Annotated in this window: 30 protein-coding genes, 1 tRNA gene and 2 pseudogenes; 12 read left to right on the top strand and 21 right to left on the bottom strand. The window is 33.7% G+C overall.

The window, feature by feature from the left end:
* Nucleotides 1-56 precede the first annotated feature (56 nt).
* Entirely contained in the window at nt 57-842 is a 786-nt protein-coding gene (gene virB9 / locus OPR29_RS05285) for a P-type conjugative transfer protein VirB9 (protein ID WP_007302273.1), read from the top strand.
* Between the two features lie 7 nt (nt 843-849).
* Here the strand turns inward: virB9 and OPR29_RS05280 are convergent, their stop codons facing one another.
* Together OPR29_RS05280 and mraY are read right to left on the bottom strand one after the other, a co-directional pair.
* Complete coding sequence (locus OPR29_RS05280) at nt 850-1443, bottom strand: ribonuclease HII (protein WP_007302272.1); 594 nt, start codon at nt 1441-1443, stop codon at nt 850-852.
* Between the two features lie 5 nt (nt 1444-1448).
* Nucleotides 1449-2429, bottom strand: coding sequence for a phospho-N-acetylmuramoyl-pentapeptide-transferase (gene mraY / locus OPR29_RS05275; protein ID WP_052264679.1), 981 nt, complete (start codon nt 2427-2429; stop codon nt 1449-1451).
* Between the two features lie 157 nt (nt 2430-2586).
* Here mraY and OPR29_RS05270 point away from each other — a divergent pair, with 157 nt between their 5' ends.
* Both OPR29_RS05270 and OPR29_RS05265 read left to right on the top strand, forming a co-directional pair.
* A complete protein-coding gene (locus tag OPR29_RS05270) occupies nt 2587-3564 on the top strand; it encodes a hypothetical protein (RefSeq protein WP_265025171.1) in 978 nt (325 codons plus the stop codon).
* 68 nt (nt 3565-3632) lie between these two features.
* A complete protein-coding gene (locus OPR29_RS05265) occupies nt 3633-4196 on the top strand; it encodes a DNA-3-methyladenine glycosylase (RefSeq protein ID WP_010403621.1) in 564 nt (187 codons plus the stop codon).
* 200 nt (nt 4197-4396) lie between these two features.
* On the opposite strand, the pseudogene OPR29_RS05260 reads toward OPR29_RS05265, so the two are convergent.
* A pseudogene (locus tag OPR29_RS05260) lies at nt 4397-4624 on the bottom strand (helix-turn-helix domain-containing protein); the annotation flags it as partial.
* Nucleotides 4625-4772: 148 nt separating this feature from the next.
* The gene (locus tag OPR29_RS05255) at nt 4773-5792 is read right to left on the bottom strand and encodes an Mrp/NBP35 family ATP-binding protein (RefSeq protein ID WP_265025170.1); all 1020 of its coding nucleotides are present in this window, start codon (nt 5790-5792) and stop codon (nt 4773-4775) included.
* 389 nt (nt 5793-6181) lie between these two features.
* Here OPR29_RS05255 and OPR29_RS05250 point away from each other — a divergent pair, with 389 nt between their 5' ends.
* Nucleotides 6182-6733: a WD_0033/WD_0034 family tandem repeat-containing protein gene (locus OPR29_RS05250; protein ID WP_007302267.1), complete on the top strand. Its 552-nt coding sequence runs from the start codon at nt 6182-6184 to the stop codon at nt 6731-6733.
* 79 nt (nt 6734-6812) lie between these two features.
* On the opposite strand, the pseudogene OPR29_RS05245 reads toward OPR29_RS05250, so the two are convergent.
* A pseudogene (locus tag OPR29_RS05245) lies at nt 6813-7193 on the bottom strand (IS4-like element ISWosp8 family transposase); the annotation flags it as partial.
* 509 nt (nt 7194-7702) lie between these two features.
* Between OPR29_RS05245 and OPR29_RS05240 the strand changes: the two are divergent.
* Nucleotides 7703-8455 carry an ankyrin repeat domain-containing protein gene (locus OPR29_RS05240; RefSeq protein WP_265025169.1) on the top strand — a complete coding sequence of 251 codons (753 nt, stop codon included), beginning with the start codon at nt 7703-7705 and terminating at the stop codon, nt 8453-8455.
* A 102-nt stretch (nt 8456-8557) separates the two neighbouring features.
* Here OPR29_RS05240 and tyrS read toward each other — a convergent pair whose 3' ends face one another.
* Entirely contained in the window at nt 8558-9820 is a 1263-nt protein-coding gene (gene tyrS / locus OPR29_RS05235) for a tyrosine--tRNA ligase (protein ID WP_052264675.1), read from the bottom strand.
* 228 nt (nt 9821-10048) lie between these two features.
* Entirely contained in the window at nt 10049-10366 is a 318-nt protein-coding gene (gene rsfS, locus OPR29_RS05230) for a ribosome silencing factor (RefSeq protein ID WP_007302263.1), read from the bottom strand.
* A 128-nt stretch (nt 10367-10494) separates the two neighbouring features.
* Here rsfS and OPR29_RS05225 point away from each other — a divergent pair, with 128 nt between their 5' ends.
* The 3 genes from OPR29_RS05225 to OPR29_RS05215 are packed head-to-tail and all read left to right on the top strand — an operon-like array spanning nt 10495 to nt 12353.
* The gene (locus OPR29_RS05225; RefSeq protein WP_052264674.1) at nt 10495-11094 is read left to right on the top strand and encodes an AAA family ATPase; all 600 of its coding nucleotides are present in this window, start codon (nt 10495-10497) and stop codon (nt 11092-11094) included.
* The gene (locus OPR29_RS05220) at nt 11087-11575 is read left to right on the top strand and encodes an RNA pyrophosphohydrolase (protein ID WP_007302261.1); all 489 of its coding nucleotides are present in this window, start codon (nt 11087-11089) and stop codon (nt 11573-11575) included. Before OPR29_RS05225 ends, OPR29_RS05220 begins: the two co-directional genes overlap by 8 nt.
* Nucleotides 11565-12353: a TatD family hydrolase gene (locus OPR29_RS05215; protein ID WP_007302260.1), complete on the top strand. Its 789-nt coding sequence runs from the start codon at nt 11565-11567 to the stop codon at nt 12351-12353. Before OPR29_RS05220 ends, OPR29_RS05215 begins: the two co-directional genes overlap by 11 nt.
* Before the next feature lie 5 nt (nt 12354-12358).
* On the opposite strand, the gene mdh is transcribed toward OPR29_RS05215, so the two are convergent.
* Genes mdh through OPR29_RS05180 form a run of 7 tightly spaced genes read right to left on the bottom strand, consistent with a single transcriptional unit; the run spans nt 12359 to nt 16146 of the window.
* The gene (gene mdh / locus OPR29_RS05210; protein ID WP_007302259.1) at nt 12359-13303 is read right to left on the bottom strand and encodes a malate dehydrogenase; all 945 of its coding nucleotides are present in this window, start codon (nt 13301-13303) and stop codon (nt 12359-12361) included.
* 3 nt (nt 13304-13306) lie between these two features.
* Nucleotides 13307-13882, bottom strand: coding sequence for an NADH-quinone oxidoreductase subunit C (locus tag OPR29_RS05205; protein WP_007302258.1), 576 nt, complete (start codon nt 13880-13882; stop codon nt 13307-13309).
* A gap of 1 nt (nt 13883) precedes the next feature.
* A complete protein-coding gene (locus OPR29_RS05200) occupies nt 13884-14387 on the bottom strand; it encodes a NuoB/complex I 20 kDa subunit family protein (protein WP_007302257.1) in 504 nt (167 codons plus the stop codon).
* Nucleotides 14378-14731: an NADH-quinone oxidoreductase subunit A gene (locus tag OPR29_RS05195; RefSeq protein WP_064085468.1), complete on the bottom strand. Its 354-nt coding sequence runs from the start codon at nt 14729-14731 to the stop codon at nt 14378-14380. Before OPR29_RS05195 ends, OPR29_RS05200 begins: the two co-directional genes overlap by 10 nt.
* 17 nt (nt 14732-14748) lie before the next feature.
* Nucleotides 14749-15117, bottom strand: coding sequence for an HIT domain-containing protein (locus OPR29_RS05190; RefSeq protein WP_006014413.1), 369 nt, complete (start codon nt 15115-15117; stop codon nt 14749-14751).
* Between the two features lie 6 nt (nt 15118-15123).
* Nucleotides 15124-15408 carry a hypothetical protein gene (locus OPR29_RS05185; protein ID WP_019236871.1) on the bottom strand — a complete coding sequence of 95 codons (285 nt, stop codon included), beginning with the start codon at nt 15406-15408 and terminating at the stop codon, nt 15124-15126.
* A 3-nt stretch (nt 15409-15411) separates the two neighbouring features.
* Nucleotides 15412-16146, bottom strand: a complete 735-nt coding sequence (locus tag OPR29_RS05180; RefSeq protein WP_254229885.1) for a hypothetical protein — start codon at nt 16144-16146, stop codon at nt 15412-15414.
* 184 nt (nt 16147-16330) lie between these two features.
* Between OPR29_RS05180 and OPR29_RS05175 the strand changes: the two genes are divergently transcribed.
* Nucleotides 16331-17707: a UDP-N-acetylmuramoyl-tripeptide--D-alanyl-D-alanine ligase gene (locus OPR29_RS05175; protein ID WP_019078639.1), complete on the top strand. Its 1377-nt coding sequence runs from the start codon at nt 16331-16333 to the stop codon at nt 17705-17707.
* A 33-nt stretch (nt 17708-17740) separates the two neighbouring features.
* Complete coding sequence (locus OPR29_RS05170) at nt 17741-18706, top strand: complex I NDUFA9 subunit family protein (protein WP_250147213.1); 966 nt, start codon at nt 17741-17743, stop codon at nt 18704-18706.
* A gap of 8 nt (nt 18707-18714) precedes the next feature.
* On the opposite strand, the gene OPR29_RS05165 is transcribed toward OPR29_RS05170, so the two are convergent.
* The 4 genes from OPR29_RS05165 to rpmF all read right to left on the bottom strand — a co-directional run bounded on the left by OPR29_RS05165 (nt 18715) and on the right by rpmF (nt 21108).
* Nucleotides 18715-18788: transfer RNA gene (locus OPR29_RS05165), tRNA-Arg, on the bottom strand.
* Between the two features lie 142 nt (nt 18789-18930).
* Entirely contained in the window at nt 18931-19887 is a 957-nt protein-coding gene (locus tag OPR29_RS05160) for a beta-ketoacyl-ACP synthase III (protein ID WP_213863884.1), read from the bottom strand.
* Complete coding sequence (gene plsX, locus OPR29_RS05155; protein WP_006014431.1) at nt 19880-20917, bottom strand: phosphate acyltransferase PlsX; 1038 nt, start codon at nt 20915-20917, stop codon at nt 19880-19882. Before plsX ends, OPR29_RS05160 begins: the two co-directional genes overlap by 8 nt.
* 8 nt (nt 20918-20925) lie before the next feature.
* A complete protein-coding gene (gene rpmF / locus OPR29_RS05150; RefSeq protein WP_006014434.1) occupies nt 20926-21108 on the bottom strand; it encodes a 50S ribosomal protein L32 in 183 nt (60 codons plus the stop codon).
* 231 nt (nt 21109-21339) lie between these two features.
* On the opposite strand from rpmF, the gene OPR29_RS05145 reads away from it, so the two are divergent.
* Both OPR29_RS05145 and OPR29_RS05140 read left to right on the top strand, forming a co-directional pair.
* The gene (locus OPR29_RS05145; protein ID WP_012481974.1) at nt 21340-22122 is read left to right on the top strand and encodes an MlaE family ABC transporter permease; all 783 of its coding nucleotides are present in this window, start codon (nt 21340-21342) and stop codon (nt 22120-22122) included.
* Nucleotides 22115-22816, top strand: a complete 702-nt coding sequence (locus OPR29_RS05140) for an ABC transporter ATP-binding protein (protein WP_012481975.1) — start codon at nt 22115-22117, stop codon at nt 22814-22816. Before OPR29_RS05145 ends, OPR29_RS05140 begins: the two co-directional genes overlap by 8 nt.
* Before the next feature lie 279 nt (nt 22817-23095).
* Here OPR29_RS05140 and ffh read toward each other — a convergent pair whose 3' ends face one another.
* The 3 genes from ffh to OPR29_RS05125 all read right to left on the bottom strand — a co-directional run bounded on the left by ffh (nt 23096) and on the right by OPR29_RS05125 (nt 26973).
* Entirely contained in the window at nt 23096-24439 is a 1344-nt protein-coding gene (gene ffh / locus OPR29_RS05135) for a signal recognition particle protein (protein WP_265025168.1), read from the bottom strand.
* Nucleotides 24424-25983 carry a proton-conducting transporter transmembrane domain-containing protein gene (locus OPR29_RS05130; protein ID WP_265025167.1) on the bottom strand — a complete coding sequence of 520 codons (1560 nt, stop codon included), beginning with the start codon at nt 25981-25983 and terminating at the stop codon, nt 24424-24426. Before OPR29_RS05130 ends, ffh begins: the two co-directional genes overlap by 16 nt.
* Before the next feature lie 609 nt (nt 25984-26592).
* On the bottom strand, nt 26593-26973 hold the full coding sequence (locus OPR29_RS05125; RefSeq protein ID WP_213863887.1) for a hypothetical protein: 381 nt from the start codon (nt 26971-26973) through the stop codon (nt 26593-26595).
* Between the last annotated feature and the right edge of the window lie 7 nt (nt 26974-26980).

Genomic DNA, 26980 nt, shown 5'->3' with positions numbered 1-26980 from the left:
ACAGTTGCAGTACATGTCTATCAATGATAAAATAAAGATCAGTTTATTTTGATACTATGATTAGGGTACTCTTTGTTGCACTATTATTTTTTTGTGGTGGTTATGCACTTGCAAAACAGGAACCAAGACCAATAGCTGGTGATAACCACATAAAGGTAATGAATTATAATCCACAGGCTATACATAAGTACACGGGCTTTTATGGTTATCAATCCAGCATATTGTTTGAGCCAGGGGAGGTAATAGAGAGTCTTTCAATGGGTGATGCAACCGGTTGGCAACTCCTTCCTCAAGGTAATAGATTATTTATTAAGCCTATAGATGATATTGCCGATACTAATGCAACTATAATTACCAATAAAAGAGTTTATTATTTCGAATTTCATGCTGAAGAAGCAAACGGGCTAGATGATCCAAGGTTAGCATATGAAGTAAGGTTTCTTTATCCACTGTTCAACAGTGATGAAATTTATTCAACGAGTAACGGTGATATTCTAGAGCAAGCTAGTCATACCACTATCCCTGATATAAGTGATATTGAGGTTATAAAGAAAGGCTTGAATTTTAACTATTCCATCTCGCACGTTAAAGGCAGTCAATCAATAATACCAATTAAGGTTTTTGATGACGGAAAATTTACATATCTACAATTTAATAAAATAAACTCTGATTTCCCGGCAGTTTTTATGGTTGATTCTGCAGGATATGAATCCTTGATAAATTTTCGTACAGTTGATGACTACCTGATAATTGAAAGAGTAAGCTCGGTATTTACCTTAAGAAACGGATCAAGTACAGTCTGCCTGTTTAATGAAAACATACCTTTCAAAAAAGGTAAGTGATTAAAGGCTATAGTATTCTTATAGGTGCAAAATTCTTTCTATGGTGCTTCGTAATTCCATGAAGGCCAATAGCGCTGAGGTGTTCTTTTGTTCCATATCCTTTATTTTTATACCAATTATATTGAGGATGTTTATTATGCAATTCTTCCATAAGCCGATCTCTTGTAACTTTTGCAACGATTGAAGCGGCTGCAATTGATATACTTAAACTATCACCATTCACTATAGATTTTACTTGCCATTTTACTTCAGGTGGTTGATTACCATCAACTAGCACATAATCTAGTTCTAGATTCAAGTTTGCCAACGCACGTTTCATTGAAAGCTTTGTTGCTTGCAAAATATTGTATGAGTTTATTTCTTCTACGCTTGCCATTCCTATACCAAATTTTGCAACAGACGTTATTTTTTCGTATAGAACTTGCCTACACTTAGGGGTTAGCTTTTTTGAGTCGTTTATTCCATCAATAACCGTATCTCTATCAGTAAATATTACAGCTGCAGATATCACTGGACCGGCAAGCGGACCTCTTCCTACTTCATCTACTCCTGCTATAATTCCTGATAATGTATTTTCTAATGAAAAGTCTGGATATTTCATAATTCCTATAATAAGAAAGTTAAAGCAAAAATCGAACAAACGATAGAAATTATCCAAAATTTTATAACTATTGTATTTTCTGACCACCCTTTCTTTTCAAAGTGATGATGTATTGGTGTCATAAGGAAAATTCTTCTTCCTGCTCCATATCTAAATTTTGTATATTTAAAATATGATACCTGAATAATCACAGATAAAGTCTCTATTACAAAGATTATTCCAATAACGGCAAAAAGCATTTCTTTTTTAATTAGAACACTAGTGAGTCCTAAAGCTGCACCGATTGATAGGCTTCCAACATCACCCATAAATATTTTTGCTGGATGTGTGTTAAACCACAAGAAACTTAAAATAGCTCCTATAAATGCAATGCAGAATAAAGTAATGTTTACATCTGTCTGAGTGATGTATGCAATTAGCCCCAAAAAAGCAAAGGAAGTAATGGCTTGAGTTGCAGCAAGGCCATCTAGGCCATCTGTAAGATTCACAGCATTAGAAGAGCCGACAATTACAAATGCAGCAAACGGAAGATATAGATAGCCAAGGTCGATTGCTACTTCTCTAAATAGAGAAATTTTTGTAAAACCTTCAGCAGATTGTAGCTTAAGTATAAACATACAGACCAGAGTAACGACAAACTGAATAAGTATTTTGGTTTTTGCACTTAAACCTCGGTGGTGATTTGTCTTCAATTTTAAATAGTCATCAATAAATCCAAGTAGAGCAAAAAATAGAGTTATAAATACCAGCAATGAAATTTCTGGTGTTAATTGAGTCCAAAGCAGGATTGGTAATAAAGCAGAAGTTAGTATTATTATTCCACCCATAGGTGGTATATTCTTTTTTGTTATTAAATGACTTTCTGGTCCATATGATCTGATTGGTTGTCCATCTTTACTTATCTTTTTTAGAAGTTTTATAAAATAGGGAAAGAGAATAAACCCAAAAATAAATGAGATAAAAAACGTCTTTGTAGATGAGATCACCTGCCTATTCAAAATTAACTAGATATTATACCAAAAGCTTTACCTAATCTCAATTTATACCTTTTTATCAGCTCATTTTATTTGGAGTAAATTTAGTTATTGATTAGCTATAGCAAAGTTTGCATACTGATATTTAGTTAATGGTAAGAGGTAGCATATGTTAGATTATATTAAAAAGCTTTTGTGGGCTACTACAGTACCTGATAATGAGAGTAGAGTTAAAAGTTCTTACACGCATATAGTAGAGAAACCTTCTTTTGGTGATGCAGCTTCAAAGTTGAGTAAGGAAGAAAGGTCAGAAGAGCATCTTGTTCTTCTAAAAGGTAAAGGCAATAGCTCTGGTACAACTGTAACAGAAGGATCGTCTAGTATTCAGAATGCAGTATCAGGCAAGAACAAGCGTGAATATATCAAATTAGACAGTGATGAAGAATGGGATAAATTCTTTGAGTTACAGAATGATCCAGACACTAATACTACAAACAAAGAACCTTTTTCTTCGAAGAAAGGAGAATCTCACTATCATGGTAAAGAGATTGTAGGCAAGATTGCTGACCAAATTAAGGCAGAGATATCGAAGGTATATACCATAGAGTCCATAATGATAAAAGAAGGCAAAAGGGAAGAGAATATTGTTTATCCTACTGTGAGAGTTGTGCTACATGCCAATAAAGAAGGAGTAGATATAGCTAAACTTCTAGGCGGTAGTATATGTAAAGAGTATGGTGTAAGAACAATTACATTTTGTCATCCTAATCAAGAAAAAAAGAGAGGGGCATGTTGCTATATTAATAATGATAGTGATAATGAGGAAAGAGTTTATGAAATAATTAGTGGGTTATATGAAATGACTTTAAAGTGGTATGTTGATGGAAGAGAATGCAAAATTAAAGTTAACATTGATGGTAATAATGGTGTAACTCTCCTTGAAGGCAACGGTGTTACTGCAGAGCAGTTGCGTGCAAATAAAGAAGTCAAAATAGGTAAGAGACGTGAACCAAAATCTTTATATGAAGCGTTAGTACCGCAATTGCAACAAAAGAGCTCTGAATCAGTCAAGGTTTTACAGCAGCCTTCAACAGATGTAACAAATGTGACAACAACACCAACTTCTACTTCTCAGAGATGCTCTTGACTAAATAAATAAGAAAAAGCAAAAATAGTATAACTTGCTTACAAATGTAAGTAACTTGTACTTCTATGATGAATAACACAATATTACCAAGAAATTTCTATGAACGGCCAACTTTAACCGTAGCTGGGGAGCTGCTAGGGAAGATTCTGAAATTTTCTAATTTTAGTGGAATAATAACTGAAGTTGAAGCGTATATAGGAATGGATGACCCAGCTTGTCATGCAGCAAGAGGCTATACTAATCGAACCTCAGTAATGTTTGGTACGCCAGGGTTTTCGTACGTATATTTTATATATGGAATGTACTATTGTCTAAATATTGTAACAGAAGCAGAAGGATTCCCAGCAGCAGTGTTAATACGAGGATTAAAGCTCACTGAACCGCTTGAAGCAAATTTAGGCGGGCCAGGCATACTGTGCAAAAAATTAAACATTACAAAAGAACATAATAAACAAGACCTTACTATAAGTCATGAATTTTGTCTCTATGAATATCACCTCAAACCAGATTATGTGTGCACTCCAAGAATCGGAATTAGTAAAGGCAAGGAGAAATTTTGGCGATTTAAAAGTTGCGTTTTAGCAGAAATGCCTAAAATCACACTCAACAATAAATATAGACCTCCTGCATAAACTAGATAAAAAGGCAAATAGCCTTTTATGTTTACCAACAATAGACTTCTTGGATAACCTAAGGATATTTTTTGATCTTCTATGGGGGAGTTAAACATTCCCTTTTTATAAAACTTTTGCATACTCCTATTTAACTTTAATAGCTCTTTATCTTCCTGAAATCTGGATGTTTTATCAATGCATCTTCTATTCAGCCGTTAGCAAGAACTTTCACTTATTCCATAGCTTTGCACTATATGGAAATATGTACGGTATTTACACAAATATTCGAGTGCTATTAATAAATATATTTGGTTTTCCTCCTCTTGCCTTTTTCTTGGCCTCTTCCTCTATTAAAATTTCTATTATTTTTCCAATGTTTTTCTTTTGACTCCTCTTAGTCTTCGAAGCTTCTCTTCATCAAGTTTACTTACCTGCTCAAAATTTATACCTTCCCTAATATTGCTTCTACTACTTGTTTCTTAAGTTATCCAAGAAGTCTATTGTCTGTTCAGATACGAGGTAGCTGCTGCCATTTGAAATATTTTATTCACCTAAAATTACATTCTACCTATTTTAAAAGTAGTTAAACAAACTTTATAGACTGCATACAAAAGACCTAACATCTTTAGCAATGCCTTCATAAATCCTTACTAAATCCTCACTTAGCATTGAAGGGTCTCCACAATCAGAAGCACTACATATTTGCGGATCTAGAGGAACTCTGCCCAAGAGTTTGACTCCCAGCTCTTCAGACATTTTTTTTGCACCACCTTTTCCAAATATGTGTATTTTTAAATTATCTTGAACAAAATAGCTCATATTTTCCACAATGCCGATAATTGGCACGCTGAGCTTTGTGAACATATCATAAATTTTTTGTGCATCGACTAAAGCAAGCTCCTGTGGAGTTGAAACTATTATTGCTCCAGTTAAACTAAAATTCTCCATCAGACTTAAATGTACATCGCCAGTGCCAGGCGGTGTATCAATGATTAAATATTCTATATCAGACCACCTTGTTCCCATTAGCAAATTGTAAAGTGCTTTTGTGATCATAGGTCCACGCCATATTACTGCGCGGTCCTTATCAATAAAATAGCCAATTGAAATAGTATAGAGACCATGTTTCTCTATAGGCATTGCTTTACCACTCTGTATTTCTGGTTTTAATTTCTCAGTGCCCAACATTTTAGGAATCGAAGGACCATATATATCTGCATCAACTAGCGCAACTTTATGTTTTAATTCTGCTAACGAAAGAGCTAGATTTAGTGCAACTGTCGACTTACCCACACCTCCTTTACCAGAAGCAACGACAATTATATTTTTCACTCCTTCGATATGAAGTTTAGCTTTTTGTTGCCTAGCTTGTTTTTGACCAGTAGCAACTACAGTAACCTTTCCTACTCCCGGTATCGCCTTAACAGCTTGCTCACAATTTTTTCTTAATTCTTCATTTGGCTCAGTAACTTCAAGAGCAAAAGCAACATCTTTACCCTTAATAACAATTGAGGATAATACACCAACATTCTTACCACTTTTCTTCTCTATAACCTTTTTTAGGCTCTCTCTTACGATTTCCTCATTAACCTGTGTAAAATTTTTCCAGAACATATGATGAAATTTTTTCTATTGGTGTATACTAACATAGAATAATTAAACTGCACTGACTTTAAAACGAGGTTACAAGAATATGCTAAATCATCAAAATTTAACACGAAAACAAAAAGATTTGTATTTTTAGCTAAAAAGATCTATATGGAATGGAAGGAGCATCAGCGATATCTTGGAAGCAGTTTCAGGAAATGATTTACTAAAGTTCTTATCACTTGATATACTACACAATTTCCAAGAGGTGGGGAACGCACTTTAACACTACTTAGCCTAGCTATACATAGAGACAATAATGAATGTGTTAATTCTATTTAGAACAAGCTCAAAACAATGGTATACTACAAGATATTCTTACTGCTCCAAATATTATAAACTATCAAAATGGTTTGATGTACACCTTAACATCGCTTGGCTTTGCCATACATCATAATAAGGGAAGGTATATTAATGTTATTTTAACAACAGCCCAAGAAAATGGTATATTACAAGATATTCTTTCTTCTAGAAATATTGTACAGTATTTAAGTATTATAGCGTGTACTTTAACGCCACTTAACTTTGCTATATATAAAGGCAATAACGAATGTATCAATTCTATTTTAATACGAGTTCAAAATAGTGATACACTACGAAATATCCTTACTTCTAAAGATATTGTGCAGTTTCCAGGCGTGACGTATGTCATTAAACCATTTGCCTTTGCTATATATAAAGGTAATAATGAATGTGTTAATTCTACTTTAATACGAGCTAAAAATAGTAGCATGCTACAAGATGCATTTACTGAAGTAAGTACTGTACTGTTTCCATATGGTAGATATACTTTGAATGCTTGTGAGCTAGCTGTAGTTGTTAATGAGAACAATGCTAGTATTAGGACTGCATTAGATAATGTATCTATTTCTTCTAGGTATGTTAGAGAAAATAGCAAAGTTAATTAATTTCTTAAGTAACTCTTTCTTGCAAGTACTACTTTTTTATGTATCTGTTCAGGCAATGGCGTTAACTTAAGAGAATGAATTAGCAAGCTCTCCTAAAGACATTATGGCGTTTAGGCTTATCTACTTTATTGCGGCTATACAATCTTCACGTTAACTTTAGTGCGTATTTTAAAAAGGGCTTGAAAGTTTTTTGGTGCTAATAAGCACCTGATAAAGTTTCTGTCTCATTACACCAAATAAAACTGAAAAATTTAAACGATACTCAGCAATTTGATCTGGGTTCCAAGGCTCTTGTGCATTACACATATGAAGTATTGCACATGACCAAGTTTGCACAAAATTCTTGTTTCTAAATTTATCCCAGAAAAATTCTCTAATTCTGCTTCTACTTTGAGTCGTTTATAGCACTCCTCTATGTGACACTTAATAGATAAGCTTTACTGATATCTTCTTTATTGAAATAAAATAGAAACCAAAGGTCCTATTTTTTACAGTATTTTATTCCTTAACATCTTTTCTTAAGTTGACGCTATTGGGCTTTGTTGCATCGCTATCTACGATGAATAAAAGATAAAATGTAGAATATCAGTAGCTTATTATTCTAGCATTTATAGTAAGGACAATCAGTAAATATCTAAATTTAAGTAAAAGAAGTTTTACTATCATTCACTAATCTAGCTAGAATTCAAGAATTTCAATGCTTTAGCTATTTTAAGTAGAATTAAATTTACTAGTACAAACAATAAATTACTATTCTTAAATTTAATCAGATAGATTGCAAAAAATAAGATTTTCAATAAGCTGCTTGTATAGTTAGCCTTTCATAGATAGTGATGCAACAAAGCCCGCTGGAATCTAGTTCATATTATATATTTATCTGATAAGTTCCATGTATGTGTAATTTATTTAAATTGACTTCTTATCATATAATTAAATACATTATTGAAAATTAAAGGTAAGGTTATAGCAATGGAAATTTCAAATTGGCACGAATTATTGAGTTTAGTTAATGTTGACAAAGATTTAAGCAAAGATAACGTAATTGAAAAAATACAAAATGAGCTGAAAAGATATTCAAAGGAATATGAAGAGTGGGAAAAGTCTGGCTTTGATATAAATTATGTGTTTAAAGATGGTGAAAAAGCGACTCTTTTGCACTTGGTGGCTTCCTTTAACCTAGAAAATATAGCGAAGGCTCTCATGGAAAAAAGGGCAAATGTTAATGAAAAAGATGTAAAAGGAGATACTCCTTTACATAATACTACTTATCTTGATAGTATAAACATAGCAAACGCTCTCATAGAAAAAGGTGCAGATGTTAATGCAATAAATATATGGAGAAGGACTCCTTTACACTATGCTGCTTTATTTCGCAGTATGGCCATAATAGATGCTCTTGTAGAAAGAGGTGTCAATGTTAATGCAGTAGATATGTGGGGAGAGACTCCTTTATACTATCTTAATTGTCCAGCAATTAAGAAAGGGTGGATTGCCGGTGGAGTAACTGCATTATTAGGTACTGCTATATCTATAGCACTTTTTACAGCCGGAGCAATTACAGCTGAGTTAGTACCTATAGTTATAGCAGTAGTTGCAATTACAGCAACAGCATTAATAGTTGGCAATGCTATATATAAATTGTCAAAGCCTGACACTCAAGTTGATAAACCAATCTCAGCAAATCGACAGCAAGAAACTGCTAGCGATAGTAGGGTTGCCTAGCGATTCTGCCACAGTGTCAGCTGCTTTAATGATATCCATTTGTTCCTATAATTGTCTTTTCTTGGCTACCTTATTTTGCTATTCTGCTGAACAGAGACAAATTTACTTTCTTACTTCACTCACTAAAATTTTAATATGTCGTTTCTTTCCTGCAGATAATTTTATAAATGGCTGACCTTTAAAGCTTTCAGAGTTTATTGTATAGTTAACATCGTTTATAGTATTATCATTAACTTTGCATCCATTGCCTTGTATTAAACGCTTTGCCGCACCTTTTGAAGGTTCAAAACCGGTGTCATACAGCAGGTCTATCAAGGGTATACCATTTGCAATTTGTTCTTTTGTAATAGTGTAACCAGAAAGCAATGAACTGTCTTCATTTTCAAAAGCAGAGATTGCAGCAGATCGTGCAAGTTCGGCTTCTTTGCAACCGTGACATATTTTCGTCACTTCTGTTGCCAAAACCTTTTTTGCTTCGTTTGTTTCTTGATCCTTCAAGGACTCTAGTTTTTTAATTTCATCAGTTGGTAAATCAGTGAAAAGTCTCAAGAAACGACCAACATCTTGATCATCAACATTGCGAAAATATTGCCAGTAATCATAAGAATTTAGCATGCTGCCATCAAGCCATACTGCCCCACTTTCAGTTTTGCCCATCTTTTTTCCTTGTGCGTTTAATAAAAGAGGTGTGGTAAGACCAAACAGCTCAGGTAAATTTAACTTTTTGCTAAGTTCAATTCCGTTTACTATATTTCCCCATTGGTCTGACCCTCCAATCTGGAAACGACAGCCATACTTTTTATTCAACTCGACAAAATCATAGGCTTGTAACAACATGTAATTAAACTCGAGAAAGCTTAGATTTTGCTCCCTATCTAGCCTAATTTTCACACTATCAAAGCCTAACATGCGATTTACAGAAAAATGTGTCCCTATATCACGCAAAAAGTCTATATATTTTATGTTATCTAACCAATCTGCGTTGTTTACTATGATTGCACCAGTTTTTCCATAATCGAAAGATATCATCTTCTCGAGGGTTTTCTTTATACCAAGTATATTTTGATTGATATCTTCTATCGGCAAGACGCTTCTTGCTTTGTCTTTACCAGATGGGTCACCAATTTTTGTTGTGCCACCTCCAAGTAGAACTATTGGCTTATAACCGAATTTTTGTAGGTGACGGAGCATCATGATTTGAATGAGACTGCCAATATGCAAACTTGGTGCCGTACAATCAAACCCAATGTATGCAATTATATAATTATCTTGTGATAATAGCTGGTCTAACCTATCAATGTTTGTACATTGATATAGGTATCCTCTTTCTTGAATGAAGTTTAAAAACTCGGATTTATGTTTCATAATATGTTATTTTGTGTGTAAACGGTGTTGTTAACGATGGTGTCATTCCAGTGCTTGACGCTGGAATCCAGTTTATTATGAAATTTCATCAAAAATGTTGTATAGTGTGCTCGTTTATGATTAAGTTTTCTAGATTCCAGCGTCAAGCACTGGAATGACACCACCAACTTCATAAGGGTTGCCTTCAAAATTACAACATTTGAAAGTGTATACCAGCTACCTGGATAATCAATTCCATAACTCTTCTATCTTATAATATTCTCTTACTTCTGGCCTGAATAGGTGAACCATTATACCTTGAAAATTCACAATCACCCAGTTACCTTCATCCATACCTTCTACATCTATTTTATCATATTGCTTGAGATTTTTCATCACGTGCTCAGCTAATGCTTTTACATGGCGGCTCGAATCACCGGATGCAATGATCATATATTTTGCAATGACAGTTTTATTCTGTACATCAAAAGTAACTATATCTTGACCTTTGTTTTGATCTATTACATCTACAATTGTATTTTTTATTGATTCTGTATCACCATTCATTATTCTAAATTATATAATTTATCTGTAATGATACACTCAAAATTTCTGAATATGAACTATTTTTGATATGTTTCTAGTGTAACGTTTATAATACATATATTTGTAATATATGATAGTTTTCTGATGGTATGATCATTTACTTAATCGGATTTCCGGGTAGTGGCAAACTTACGATTGCAAAAGAGCTGTGTAATATTATTGATGGGGTGATAGTAGACAATAACCTGTTTAATAATATTATATTTGATATGATTGACTTCAGAAATGCTGAGGTTACAAGTGAAATATGGGAAAAAATTTTTGTGATTAGAGAGAATATGTTAGCAATATTGGAAAAATACCATATAGAATCAAAGCATTATATATTTACAAACGAATTGATAAAAGGTGATTCCTATGATCAAAAAGTATACAACTCAGTGGTGAATTTAAGTAAAAAAATGAACGTGGAGATTCTCCCTGTGGTGTTATATTGTAATAGTGGAGAACTAGTAAAGCGCGTTCAATTAAAGGAAAGAGAGCAGGAGAGAAAAATTACTGATTCAGATTTTGCTATGAGAAGAATTAAAGGAAAGAAACTATTTGTCCCTCAAGGTTCACTTGAAATTGATAGCTCAAACTTAAGCGCAAAAGAAGTTGCAAAAAAAATTGTTGAAAAAATGAATAGTAAAAAAGTAGTTGGAACTTCTATGATAGATAATTTAGCAACAGAGAGTATTTGTGATTAGTGAGGAGAAAGAGTATCGCCCTTGTGTTGGCATAATGTTATTTAACAAACAGGGAAATATTTTTATTGGAAAACGTTTTGATAGTGACTCTTATTGGCAGATGCCACAAGGAGGAGTTGATGAAGGTGAAGAGCTAGAGCAGGCAGCGCTACGTGAGCTATTGGAGGAAGTTGGTACTGATGAAGCAGAAGTTGTGGCTCAAAATAAAGAGTGGATATATTACAACTTACCCGAGGAAGTTATACCGATATGCTGGAATGGGAGATATTCTGGCCAAAAGCAAAGGTGGTTCTTAATGAAATTTTGTGGGAAGGATAAGGATATTAATATTAACTATACTGATCATCCAGAGTTCAAAGAGTGGCGTTGGCAAAATGTGGATGATTTGGTAGCCAGTGCTATACCGTTCAAAAAAGAAGTTTATAAAAAAGTGATAGAAGAGTTTTCTTCTATCATAAAAGGATCTATTTATGATAGTTGATTCTCATTGTCATCTAATTTATTTTTCTGATGATGAAATACCAAAGGTAATTTCAAGAGCAGAGCAAAATGGTGTGAGAATTTTGCATAACATATGTATAAGCATTAATGATATCCCTAAATTATTAAAAATCTCTTCATCCTATGATCAAGTCTACTGCTCCGTTGGTATACATCCGCTTGATACTACTGTGGAAAAAGGTGAGTGTATAAATGCTGATGAATTGATTGAATTTACTAAGGGCAAAAAGGTAATTAGTATCGGTGAAACCGGATTAGATTTTTATAAATCTGATAACAAAAGCAATCAAAAAAAAAGTTTTGCATCACACATAGAAGCGGCAAAAGTAACAGGATTACCTTTAGTTATTCACACTAGAAGTGCTGATAGTGAGATGATTGATATGTTAAATTCAGAAATGAAGAAGGACGCTTTTAGTGGAGTAATGCATTGCTTTGCTTCTTCTAAAGAGCTTGCTTATAAGGCTATGGACTTGGGATTATACATTTCATTTTCTGGAATTATTACTTTTAAAAATGCGAACTTACTAAGAGAAATTGCACAAAATGTGCCACGTGAGCGTGTTTTAGTTGAAACTGATGCACCTTACCTGTCACCTGAGCCTTACAGAGGAAAAAAAAATGAACCAGCAATGGTGAAATACGTTGTGAATTGTTTAGCGAAATTATGGAATGAATCGCCAGAAGAAGTAGCAAAAATAACTACAAATAATTTTTTTAGACTGTTTTCGAAGCTTGAGCTCAAAGAAATTCTATAGGGCAATTAATTTAGCTGACAGAGCTCTTTTACTGCACTTACAGATTTATAAAACATCTCTTGTTCACTATCGTTCATTTTAACTTCTAGAACTTTCTCAACTCCATTTTTGCCAATAATAGTAGGAACACCAATGAATAAGTCTTTCACACCATATTCACCATTAAGATAAGCAGCGCATGGTAATATACGCCTTTTATCTTTTAAGTATGATTCTAGCATGCTTATGGCTGAAGATGCAGGAGCATAGTATGCAGATCCAGATTTAAGTAGATCAACTATTTCTTTTCCACCATTACGAGTGCGCTCAACTATTTCATCAACTTTTCCTCGCGTAATCACACCCATCTCAATGATTTGGGTAAGTGGAATGCCAGCAATTGAAGCATAATTGATTAGTGGTACCATAGTGTCACCATGTCCTCCAAGCACAAAAGCAGATACATCTTCGACAGAAATATTTAACTCACTTGCAAGAAAATAACGAAAACGAGCAGAGTCAAGCACTCCTGCCATACCAACAATCATATTAGTTGGCAGGCTTGAAGATTTGTATACTACTGAAACCATAGCATCTAAAGGATTGGTAACCACTATTACAAATGCGTTTGGAGAATGTTTTTTAATATTTTCCCCAACCTCTTTCATTACTGCAGCATTAGTTTGCAGAAGGTCATCTCTGCTCATTCCAGGTTTTCTGGCAATGCCAGCAGTTATTATAATTGCGTCAGAGTTTTTTATATCTTCATACCTATTTGTACCAGTAATATTGACATTAGATCGATCAATAGGAGATGATTCTGTAATGTCAAGTGCTTTACCTTGTGGTATTCCATCGCTTACATCAAGCAAAATAACATCTCCTAGCTCTCTTAGTGCAATCATATGGGCAAGAGTCCCACCGATATTTCCTGCACCAATCAAAGATATTTTTTTTCTTTGTGCTGTCATTTTCTACTCCTTTATATTTACTTTTGTGGCTTTACTAACTTCCCAAGGGGATAAGCTGTCAAACATACGAAAATCTTGTGGTAAGTCTATAGGATTATATACAACCTTTTTTGCCTCTATATCGTATCTTACTTCCTCGTAGCCAGTGAGAGGAAAATCTTTTAACATTGGATGACCTTTGAATCCATAATCCGTTAAAATCCTACGTAAATCTGGGTGATCAGAAAACTCTATTCCATACATATCAAATACTTCACGCTCAAACCACGAAGCTGCGTTAAATATCTTTGCTACACTTAGAGGTATATCACCTTCACATAACTGAAGCTTTATGTGCACTCTGATATTGTGTACAACGCTGAGCAAATTGTATATTAGCTCGAAACGTTTTTCTCTATCTGGGTAATCAACTCCAAAAACGTCAACTAATAATTCAAGCCTACACTTTTCATCATCACGTAGAAAGAGTAAGTGATTTTCAATGTCATTCAAAGCTGAATATATTACAATAGTGCCATCATTTTTCTGAATACATTCACATTTAGTCTTTTTTTGTATGTATTTTGCAGTTTTATCCATGCTATATATTTTTAGTTCGTTTTATTTTATTTTGTAGACATAGCATTCCATATAGCAACGCCTCAGCAGTTGGAGGGCATCCAGGAACATACACATCAACTGGCACAATTCTATCGCAACCACGGACTACTGAGTAAGAATAATGATAATAGCCACCGCCATTTGCACAACTTCCCATAGAGACGACGTATTTGGGATCTGCCATTTGATCATAAACTTTACGCAATGCTGCTGCCATTTTATTAGTTAACGTGCCAGCAACAATCATAACATCTGCTTGCCTTGGGCTTGCACGAAAGATTATGCCATATCTATCAAGATCATAACGACTGGATGCAGTGTGCATCATCTCTACTGCGCAACATGCAAGACCAAATGTCATTGGCCACAATGAACCAGACCTTGCCCAGTTCATTATATAATCTATTAAATCGCCAAATTTAGTGATAAGAAAACCTTCTTTTTTGTAACGATTCCAGTCGCCATTAGATAAATTTATTCCCATTCCAACGCACCTTTACACCACTCATAAATAAAGCCTATAGTAAGTATTGCAAGGAATATCATCATAGACCAAAATCCGCAATAGCTTATTTTAGATAAAGAAACGGCCCAAGGGAAAAGAAAAGCAATTTCTAAATCGAATATTATGAACAATATTGCAACTAAGTAAAATTTTATGTCGAAACTTTTTCTGGCTCTTGATAAAGGATTAAAGCCACACTCATATGTAGAAAGCTTTTCACCATCTGGGTTACTGACTGCAAGAAACATAGGTAATACACCTAAAGTAAAGGATACTACAATTGATACACAGATAAAAATTAATATGGTTAAATATTCACTCATTTAAAAAACATATAACACTATGAATTTACATGCTTTCCTAATCTTTTACCACCTAAAATATGTATGTGAAAGTGCGGTATAACTTGCTCTCCATCTTTACCGTGATTAGTAACTAATCTATATCCTGTTTTTTCTAAGTTATATTTATGTGCTATTTCTCTAACAGTTTTAAAAAAACTTACTATTTCCTCTTCGGAAGCTTTCAGAACAAAATCATCGTATGAAACGTATTGAGCTTTTGGTATAACTAGAATATGAACTGGTGCATCAGGATACTTATCACGAAAAGCCAGCACATTTTCATTTTTATGTATTTCCTCATAAGACAACTCACCTCTTAATATCTTAGCAAAGATATTAGTGTCATCATAAGCTGTACTACCCATACTTTATTAAATTCCTGGTCCTCTTCTATTTTGCTTATGATTTGGTGTAGAAGGTGGGCTTATTGCTGCTTCGCTAGAAGCATCTTCAAGACTTGAAACGTCGTCTTTTAGCTGTATATCTTGTCCACGCAAAATTGACCCATAGTCCATTTGGTGTCTTTTTGAAAAAGTTTCTATTCTATTTGCCCTTCTTGCAGCAATAACTTCTGGTTGTAAATGATACATATCTCCAGGAACAGTTAGGCTATGATACCTTTCCTCTATTTGAACTTCTTTCATAACACTCTCCATAATTTATTTCCCCCTACCTCTTATGCTTTCGCAACTTTCAAAATCTTGTTTAATAGCTTTTTGCCAATTATTTAAAATTTTCTCTGATGACTTTTCTTTATCCATAGGCCTTACAACTTCCTGTGACTTCTGCTTTTTACTATCATATCCACTATACAACTTTTCTGCAATACCATACAGCAATTTCCGATCTGTGTGAACTTTAAACTCTCCACCAGTAATTTTTGCCAAATTTTTAAGATCACAATCAATCTTATTATAAATTCCTTCAAGAGCGTACTTTTTCATTACTTTTTCATCCATACCTAGATTTTTATCTTTTATTTCTTGGATAATTTTTTCAACATCAACTTCAATTACAATTTTGTTTTCTTCTCTAAAAATAGTTATATTGGGCAGATCTTCCCTTATTTCATCTAATTTCTCTGGACTCAAGTAAGGTATATCCCCCGTTAAAGTTCTTGACGCTAAAAAACTTACCTTACCTTTTTCTTGTTTTGTTATTTGTATGCCGAGGTACTTACTAGCTTCTGTGGTTTTTATAGGTGGGTCATATTTCTCTTCTTCTTTAGGTAAATCACTCACAGCGTTTTTTAATGAAACTTTAGCATCATGCTTCATTTCATCAATTGAAGCAAACGGTTTCTTTATAGGATAAATAAGTGCTTTAGGCACAAGAAAAAACACGCCTTTTATCTTAGCCAAAATAGACTTTTTATTTGACTCATCTTTTGCCATACATACCTCCAAGTCACTTTCTACAATCAGATAGTAAAACACACTCAATTATAGACGAAAATATTTAAGCTTGTATATCTATTATAAGATGAAATTATAGAAATAGCAATCATTATTTGTACATTACCAAAGTATGTAGTATTTTTGCTGCTTTTCTTGTTCAAATTACCTTTAAAGATAAATTATGTTAAAATGGAACGCAAATAATATTATAGATGCTACTGGCGGAAGAGGGGAGGGTGTTTGTAATTCGGTGTATAGCTCAAATATTTCAACGGATACAAGAAGCATAAAAAAAGGTGATTTATTTATTGCTCTCAAGGGAAAGAAATTTGATGGGCATGATTTTCTACATGAAGCATTTTTAAAAGGAGCTGTTGCTGCGGTAGTAAGCGAAGATAAATATAGAAATTTTCCTCTAATTATTGTGCAAGATACTCTAAAAGCTTTGCATAATATGGCATCATATTACATTAGAAATATTCTTGTTAATGCTAAAGTTATCACAATTACAGGTAGTGTTGGGAAAACCACTACAAAAGATATGCTTAACACTGTTTTGTTGCATTATGGAGTATCTCATGTAAATGAAGGTAACTTGAATAATAATATAGGATTGCCTTTTACGATTCTAAAAGCGCCAGAAGACTGCCAGTATTTAATCCTTGAAATAGGAATGAGTAGAGCTGGTGAAATAAAAGAGTTATCGAAGATTAGCAATCCGGATATTGCAGTTATTACCAACATTGAACCTGCGCATGTTGAAAACTTTTCATCTCTACTTGATATTGCGCAAGCGAAATTAGAAATTCTACATGGTATGAAAAATAATGGTACTTTGGTTTTGAATAAGGATAATGAACATTATGATTATCTCTTATCAAATGCTAACAGAAATGTAGTAAGCTTTGGTAAGAATGAAAGTGCTACTGTTTGTTTGTTAGAACTAATAAGAGACGATAACGGTCTAAATTTAAAAATCAAACTGAACAGTGGTCAAATTATGAACTGTAATTTACCTGTAAAAGGCGAACATTTTGCATACTCTGCATTAGTTGTTACAGCAGTTTTGCAAAGTCTCGAACTTGATTTATCTAAATTACCACTAGCACTTGAGAATTTTACTGTAACAGAAGGTAGAGGTAATGTTCATCAAGCTAAATACAATGGAAAATTAGTACATTTGATTAACGACTCCTATAATGCTAACCCTACTTCAATGAAGGCTGCAATAAGAACTTTAGGTACATATTCTAATTTAAGAAAAGTGGCACTACTTGGCGATATGTTAGGACTTGGTAATGAAAGCATAGTATTTCATACAGAATTGCTTGACTCTATAGTAGAACAAAATGTGAATAAAGTTCATACAGTTGGTAAATTTATGTTAGAATTGAATAAACTTTTACCGGAGAATATAAAAGGCATGCATTTCGATGATTCTAACCAATTGAAAAGTAATTTAGCTAATATTGTTCAAGGTAATGATGTAATTTTAGTTAAAGGTTCTCATGGAATGAGAATGGACCTTATAGTGCAGGAATTCACAATAGAATATTAAATAAAACTATTGTATTAATTTAAAGTTAAGTTATTGGAAGTTTTAACTGTGATAAAACGTATAATTATTTTTGGTGGAACGGGATTTATAGGAAAACACATCGTAAGACGCTTGGCAGCGGCGGGGTATTTAATAAGAATATTTACTCGTGATCAGGAAAAAGCTGCTTGTCTGAAGTTATGTGGAAATTTAGGACAAATATCAATAATTGAAGGAGATTTTTTTAATGAAAGATCAATTTTAGAAAGTATGGAGGGGTGTGATGTTGTTATAAATTTAGTAGGAATATTATATGAAAAAAGAAAATACGATTTCTATGACGTTCATGTTAGAGTAGCTGAAAGAATAGCAAAAGCTGCGCAAATAAAAAGTGTATACATGATGATACATTTTTCTGCCATGGGAATAGAAAATAGTAAGCTGTCAAGATACGCCCACAGTAAATTAGAAGGTGAAAAAGCTGTAACTTCAGCATTTCAGGGAGCAATAATAATTAAGCCAAGTCTTGTATTCGGTAAAGAAGATAGTTTCTTCAATAAATTTGCAAGATTAGCAACAATTCTTCCTTTTTTGCCGTTAATCGGTAGTGGAATAACGAAGTTTCAGCCGATATGTGTAACAAACTTAGCTGAAGTGGTATACCGTATTATCAGCTTTAATAAGCAAGATAAAAAAATTTATAATATAGGTGGACCAAAAGTTTACTCTTTTAAAAGCTTATTAAAGTTTATTCTGAATGTGACTAACAGAAAGTGTCTACTGATCAATGTACCTTTTCCAATGGCAAGATTGATAGCCTTTTTCTTAGAAAGTAAAGTTGTTTCTGTACTGTTAAAACCTATAACCGGAGATGCAAGCCCTATACTTACTCGAGATCAGGTGAAAGTTATGATGAGTAGTTCAATCGAAAAGTCAGATGATCTCGGAACAATGAAAATTAGACCACTAGCAATTGAAAATGTGGTACCAGAATACTTGAAAATTTATAGAAAGCATTGATAGAAGAATGTGCCCGGTAGGATTCGAACCTACGACCCACAGCTTAGAAGGCTGTTGCTCTATCCAACTGAGCTACGGGCACACATCATATATAAAATGCTTCTTAGTACACGTGAAGTCAAGTATTTCTTGTGAATATAATGTTTGTGATAATATCTCAAAACTTTGTCAGTACAGCATGTAACGATAAAACTGAGAAAAAAGAAGCGTGGGTAATAGGAAGTCTAATAGCGCAGTAACACAGAACCCCAGGTCAGGCCTGCACCTATTGAAATCAGCAGTACCAGATTTCCTGATTTTATTTTTGATTCTTGTATTGCATAGTCTAAGGCCAGTGGAATTGATGCTGCTGAGGTGTTTGCATGCTTATCAACGGTATTAATCACTTTCTCTATAGGAAAATCTAATTTCTTTACTACTGCTTCAATAATACGAATGTTTGCTTGATGGGGAATTAACCAGTCAATATCAATGATTTTCAAATTATTGCATTTCAGAGTTTCCTCTACTGAGGCTGTTAACTTATCCACTGCATGTTTAAACACTTCTCTTCCATTCATAAGTATCTTTCCAGAATCACGAGTAGAGGATACCCCTCCGTTCGTACATAGTATGTCCACATTGCCATCAGAGTGTAAGTTTGTTGATATGATGCCGCTGCTACCCATTTCTGATTTTATTATCACTGCACCAGCACTATCACCAAAGAGTACACAAGTTGACCTATCTTCCCAGTCAACAATCCTAGACATTATTTCAGCACCAATAACGAGCGCATATTTTATTCTATTGTGAGATTTTATGAGCGAATCAGCAACTGTAACTGCATATATAAAACCAGAGCATGCTGCTTGTACATCAAAAGAAAATGCATTTTTACATTTTAACTTACTTTGTACAATCGTTGCACAGCTAGGCAAAGTTTTGTCAGGTGTTGTTGTTGCAACTATGATCAAACCAATTTCATCTATTGAAATTTTCGCTTTTTCTATAGCATTTTTTGCTGCATTAACAGCTAAATCTGACGTTAGTTCTCCTTCATCTGCTATATGTCTTTGAACTATTCCTGTTCTTTGCCGTATCCATTCATCGTTTGTTTCAACTATCAATGCAATTTCGTTATTACTCAAAATTTTTTTTGGTAGGTAAGAACCAGTGCTCAATATGAAACTTTTATTCAATATGACTTACCCCGTTAATTATCTTCTGGTTCAAATTTTCACTGATTGCATTTACTGCAAATTTTATAGCGTGAGCAAAAGAAATAGCATCAGAATTTCCGTGGCTCTTTATAATGATACCATTTAGCCCTAAAAACATAGCTCCACTTCTAATTTTAGGATTAAAACGCTCTAATGCTTTATTTAGCTTGGGTTTTAACAATATGCCGACAAGCATTTTTGTCATCCATGAATTAAATACTTCCTGTTTTATTAGACTGATAAAAGTACCAGCAGTTGCCTCAGCTGTCTTGAGCATTACATTACCAACAAAACCATCAGCAACAATTACGTCTATATTACCATCTAAAAATTCACTTGCCTCTATATATCCTTTGAAGTTAATACTTGGAGCATTTTTGAGTAACTCAAAAGCTCCTCTTACTGAGTCAGTACCTTTCACTTCCTCTGTACCAATGTTTAGCAAAGCGACTTCAGGATTTTCAACTTTTAATGCTATTTTTGCAAATATACTCCCCATTAATGCAAATTGAAATAATGAGTCAGTATTACAGTCAACATTTGCACCAAGATCAAGCAATGCAAAGCTTTTTGTCTTAGTTGGACAGACAGATGCAATAGCAGGACGATAGATATTGGGTAATGTTCCTAAAATAAATCTGGAGATAGCCATCAATGCTCCAGTGTTGCCTGAAGACACCATCCCAAAAGCTTTACCTTTTTTCACTGCTTCAACAGCTGCCTTCATACTTGAATCTTTGCGATGTCTAAGTGCAAAAGAGGGTTTATCATTTGGAAGAACATTATCAGAGCAATGGGTAAATTCGGAGTTATCGCTTACTTTTTTGTATTTTGAAAGCAAAGGAGATATTTCTTTCTGATCTCCATAAATATGAAAAAAAACTTCAACACCTGGGTCAACAAGATTATCCAAGAAAAAACTAGCACCTTGAATTACGGAAAGAGGTGCAAAATCCCCTCCCATAGCATCAAGTGCGATAACTATGTTGTTGTTGACCGTGGGTAACATATCATGAGTTACTCCGCCTTTTGTTTAATGAAAACACGTTTTCCTTTGTAACTATTGTCAACTGCTATGTTGTGAGGCAACATGAATTCTCCAGTTGTTGCACATACTACAATATTCTTAGGCTTAATAGCATGATGAGAACGATGCATATTACGCCTTGACTTTGACTTTTTTCTCTTCGGAACTGCCAAAACTTACTCCAATTCAATTATATAACACAATTTATTAGTAGCATGTTTTTTACAAGGAGTAAATAGCAAAATAAATAAGGTTTTCTTATACAATTCAGTCTTATAAACTTAAACTCAAGCATTTTGATCAAAGTATATTGAACTTAAGACATATCTTGACTATACTCTGGCGAAGTTAATAAAAATTTTAATAAAATCAGTAAAACTAATTTGAGCTAAGATAAATGTAAAGTGAGTTCCTTTAATATAGACAGCGTTAGAATAATCGGTAGATGCTTTATGAACTTTCTGTTGAGGATTGGTAACGCATTTGTATTTTTTATTCAATCTCTATACCACTGCTTTATTCCTCCATATTATTTTAGCAATGTGGCAAGACAAATTATAGAGATAGGCTTTTTCTCTTTGCCAATTGTTGGGCTCACTGGAGTTTTTATAGGAGCAGTGATAGTTTTACAGAGTAGCTTAAGTGGTATATTGATTAATCAAGAACAAGTAGTACCTAAACTTGTTACGATCACTATCATTAAAGAGTTAGGGCCAGTTTTGATCAGCTTAATAATGGTAGGAAAGGTTGGGTCCTCAATTGCAGCAGAAATTGGCACGATGCGCATCACTGAACAAATAGATGCACTTACAACTTTGGACATCAATCCTTTCAAATATTTAATTGTACCAAGAATTCTAGCGTCAGTTATAGTATTTCCAATACTTACAGTATGTGCAGATCTAATAGGAATATTTGGAGGGTATGTCACCGCAGTCTTTGAATTTAACCACAATTTAAATATATACATAAAATATACAGCTCAATTCTTTAATATGTACGATTTTATTGTTGGGCTAATGAAAGCGACTGCTTTTGGAGCCATAATTTCTGTTTCAAGTTGTTATTACGGTTACCATTGTAGGGAAGGTGCACGAGGAGTAGGTATTGCAACAACATCAACTGTTGTTATATCCTCTATATTGATAATTTTAGCAAATTACTTAATTACTTTAATACATGCATAGCCCCATAATATCAATATTGAATATAAGCTTATCCTTTGATGATAGAACGATATTAAACAACATAACTTTCAATATATCGAAAGGAGAATCATTAGTCATACTTGGCGGCTCAGGAAGTGGTAAATCTGTATTAACAAAAATAATTATTGGATTACTGACACCAGACTCAGGGTCTATTAAAATAAATAGTAAAAGCAAAAATAAATTTGGAGTCTTATTTCAAAATTCCGCTTTGTTTGACTACGTTACAGTGTGGGAAAATATATCTTTTAATTATAAAAAACGCTTTAATATCAGCATAAAGGAGGCAAAACGCCTAGCAATTGAGAAGTTAAATGATGTTGGGCTGGAAGAAAACATAGCAGAAATGTTTCCAGTAGAACTATCAGGTGGAATGAAGAAAAGAGTGGCACTTGCAAGAGCAATTGCACACAACCCAGAAATTATTGTATTGGATGAGCCAACTTCAGGATTAGACCCAATCATGTCAGATGTAGTAAACGAGATAATAATAAAATTATCTCAAGATCTTCGTCCTACAATTATCACGATTACACATGATATTCATAGTGCATTTAAAATAGCTGACAAAATAGCAGTATTATATGAAGGGGAGATCATTTCTCACGGAACTGTTCAGGAAATACAAAATACTAACAACGAATATATAAAAAAGTTCATTTATTGTATATAGCTACAGGTTTACAAACGATATTATGGATGCTGTAACTAGCCTAACTTGAGATATCGATAACCTTCGGTCTGTTACTAGTGTAGTGCTACGGTGGTATAGTGTGTTAGCTATAAAACAGCGCATTAAATATAGATAAAGTAACTTGTATCAATTTTGATTATCATGCCAATTCCAACTGAAGAAATTTATTGAATTTATTACTTCACGCTAAAATAATATACTTTACTATTCAACAGCAATTACAACTGATGATTTTATTTCATTCCACTACCTGCTGACTTACTTTCTGCTTAGCATATCCATCAAATCAGATTCTTTGAGTTTACTATGGTCAATTTTACTGAACTTATTCACCATAGAGCTCATTTGATTATACTGCTTAATTAGAAGATTAACGTCAGTTACACTTGTTCCGGACCCCTTAGAAATTCTAAGTCTTCTTTTGCCATTTAAAATATCTGGATTTTGCCTTTCTTTTTCGGTCATTGAGTTTATGATGGCTATATATTTTTTCACTTTATTGTCATCGGGCACACTGCTACTTAGCTTTTTTGTGAATGAACTAGGAATGAATTTCATTATGTTGCTAATGCCATCCATTTTACTCAGAGTCTTTAACATTCCCACTAGGTCGTTTAGGTCGAATTTACCCTTTTTTACTTTCTTTTGTAACTTATCAATTTCTTCCTGACCAACAATCTCAGCAGCTTTTTCAACCAATGATACAACATCACCCATGCTAAGTATCCTTTTTGCAATTCTATCGGGATAAAAATCATCGATATCACTTAATTTTTCACCACAAGCAATAAATTTAATTGGACAATCGGTGATCATTTTCATAGAAAGAGCAGCACCACCACGTGCATCACCATCAACACGGGTGAGAATAATGCCGGTTACACCTATTATCTCATTGAATGATTTGGCAATATTGACCGAATCCTGGCCTATCATTGCGTCGGCTACTAAAATAACTTCTGCAGGTGAAGCTATTTCCTTTACGGCTTTCAACTCATTCATCATATTATTATCAATATGAAGCCTGCCTGCGGTGTCTAGTATTAATACATCATAATTTTCGTTCTTTGCTGCTGCCAGTGCCCTTTTTGTAATTGTAACGGGCTTCTCGTCTATTACTACAGGTAAAGTTTGCACATCTATTTGTTTACCTAGCACTTCAAGTTGTTTTTGGGCAGCCGGTCTATAAATGTCTAAAGAAGCGAGCATCACTTTTTTCTTTTGTTTTTTTAACTTTAAAGCAAGCTTCCCTGAGGTGGTTGTTTTACCCGCACCTTGTAGGCCCACCATCATAATCACAGCAGGGGGTTTAGCTGCTAGGTTTAAGTCGCTTTTCTCTGATCCGAGAACTGCAACTAAATTATCCTGCACAATTTTGATTATCATTTGCGATGGAGAAACGCTTTTTATGACTTTTTCCCCAATCACTTTATCTTTAATGTCATTGATGAATTTTTTCGCAACTTCAAGTGAAACGTCAGCTTCAATTAAAGCTATACGTATTTCACGCATGGCAAGGTTAAAATCATCTTCAGAAATGATTGACTTTCCTCTCAGTTTACTAAATACAGAATTTAAACTTTCGGTTAACGATTTAAACATAATAGCGCTAGTAGAATACTCATTAAAAAGAGAGAAGAAGCTGAAACAAAACTCACTGAGTTATAACTCAGCACTTCTTTAAGTTTAGTAATATTATTAAAGTATAAACTAGCAAGTGAATTAGTCAAGTTTTGCAGTACGGTGGCAGACATTTCTCTCACTTTAAAGACCAGTTGATTGAACAGCAAGACAGTATAAGGTATGAAAGCTCTAAAAATCCAATCAACATCCATTTTAAAATTTATTCTTGGCAAAAATAACTTGCGTAAAGGAATAAACAATAAAGTGGTACATAGTAATAAATAAAACTGAGACCAAATGTTTTGTGTATTGTACACCAGATCAAAAATTGAAGGTTTATTGTAAATAGGTAAGTAAGGGTTGCCAGCGATTACGCATATAAATGCTAAAATAATCATAGTCATTTTGCCTCCCTTATCTGCTAAAGGTTTCGACTTACTTTTTGCAATAAATATGTAGTAAAGAAACTTGAGCCCCACGCTTAAATAAAGCAGTAAATTTAGAGTCTTGTATAAGTTTTTATACACTTCTAAATTAGCACTACTTGCTTCAATCTCGGCTGTAATGTATGATTTACTAATAAATCCAGCGGTTCCAGGAAATGCAGCCATTGTAAGTATTGCAATTATAGCACACATGCCTTCCACTGACATCAGTTTACCTACTCCATTAAAACTAATTGTTCTTGTTCGTGAAATAATCGAATTGCTGACCACAAACAATAATGATTGATAAACAAGAGAGAAGATTATATGCAGTATCAAAATTGGTATTGCCTTTTCCGAAGGGCTGAGTAAACCTCCTGCAATAATCAGTAAGCCCATTTGTCCTACAATATTATAGCATAAAAATCTACGAATATTTTGCTCAAGAGAAGCAAATATAATGCTGTAAATTGCAGTGATGGCGCCTACAAGCGCTAATATTTCAGTACAATCTTGCCATAGGTTATAAGTGTGTAAAAGCATCACTAAAAAAGAGACTTTAGTGGTAAATAAAGAGAGATATGTGGTGCCATGTAGCGATGCAGCAGGATATGCATCAACAACCCAAAATGAAAAAGGAAAACAAGCGCAGTTTATCAATAAACCCAAAATTATCAGGTTAGTGCTTTGAAGTGCCAATCCTGCTATTAATATAACTCCAACGAAAAAGTGTACACAAGCGTACCTTATTGCAGGTCCACTATCTCTACAGCCAGCTGCGATAGTAAAAAATGCACTGACGGTCATTAATTCACAGAATATTATAACCAATATCATCTGCTTGGATAAAATTGCACAGAGTGAACAGGTAGTGTAAGCAGCAAAAGATAGCATCTCTGAAAAAGTCAAATTTTGTGTTGGTAGAACAGCTAAAAATGCAACTGACAAAAAAGATATTAGTACGATACGAAAAGATAAATCAAAATCTAGAATTGGGAGAGACCAATTTACTGCAATGCTCAAATTTTCAGGTAATTTTAGAACTATAACTATTAATGCAGTCAGTAGAAGTAGCAGTGACGATTTATAAAGTTGCACAATAATTTAAACCAATATGGTTTATGCTATCTTAATATATGAATAAAATCAATTTGCATATTAACCACTAATTAAACTAATTACCATATAATTATATCAGGGTTTAGAGGGTTGTAGAGAAACCGGTCAGATTAGGTTTTTAATCTAATCTGACCGATAGCTTTAATAGTGAGGTAAGCTTTAATATAGCACTCCTAATTCATAGTGCTACACTCGTGCATAATTTATTTTTAATTTGTGCACGAGCGTTAGTAAATTATTTACTTTTTGAAATAAAGTTTGGCGTCACTTTAATACCAAGAACTTCAGTAACTCCACCAATTGAAAGTTATTTACTCGCTTTCTCTTAATTATCTGTACAAATCTAATGTAGCTAGTAGTTTTCAATTCACTCATTCAACTTTTATGACCTTTGCAATAGTTGATCCTATTAAAGAATTATTTGTTAATTTAGTTTTTTATGTTTTTTGGATAATGGTATAGATAGGTTCCACTAACAAGTAGCGGAATATTAGATTGTTTTCAGTCTATAGTCAAGTGCTGTAATTACGCATTTGAGCAGCAGATACTGGAACTCAGAAAGCTCTTGAGTAGCTATATAGTGAAAAATTAGATTATAAAATCCTCTAACAGTACATTCTGTGTTGTACCATCATCCACAACTGTGTAATCAATATCACACTTATTGAGCCCACTTAATATCCTATTGTGGAAGTATTTTTCACCATAATCTTCCATAATAACAGTGATATAGTCAACACTGTCAATATCAGGGAGCTTATTACATATTTTTGGATCTTTGACTGCATAGTGTTGCGTAAACTTACACTCATTAACGTCATCTTTACAAAAAGAAATTTTTCCTTTTTGTTTATCATCTGTAGTCATGATAAATCTGTTGCCTTCTTTATCTCTTGCTATAAATTCATAGCTGTTCTTGTCTATAGAGTATTTTTCCTTTGGAAATGACAGTGTTAAGTTGTATGTCATAATGCTA

It is taken from the genome of Wolbachia endosymbiont (group B) of Pammene fasciana (assembly GCF_947251495.1).
Taxonomy (GTDB): domain Bacteria; phylum Pseudomonadota; class Alphaproteobacteria; order Rickettsiales; family Anaplasmataceae; genus Wolbachia.
This window is presented reverse-complemented; position numbering and strand designations above follow the sequence as displayed.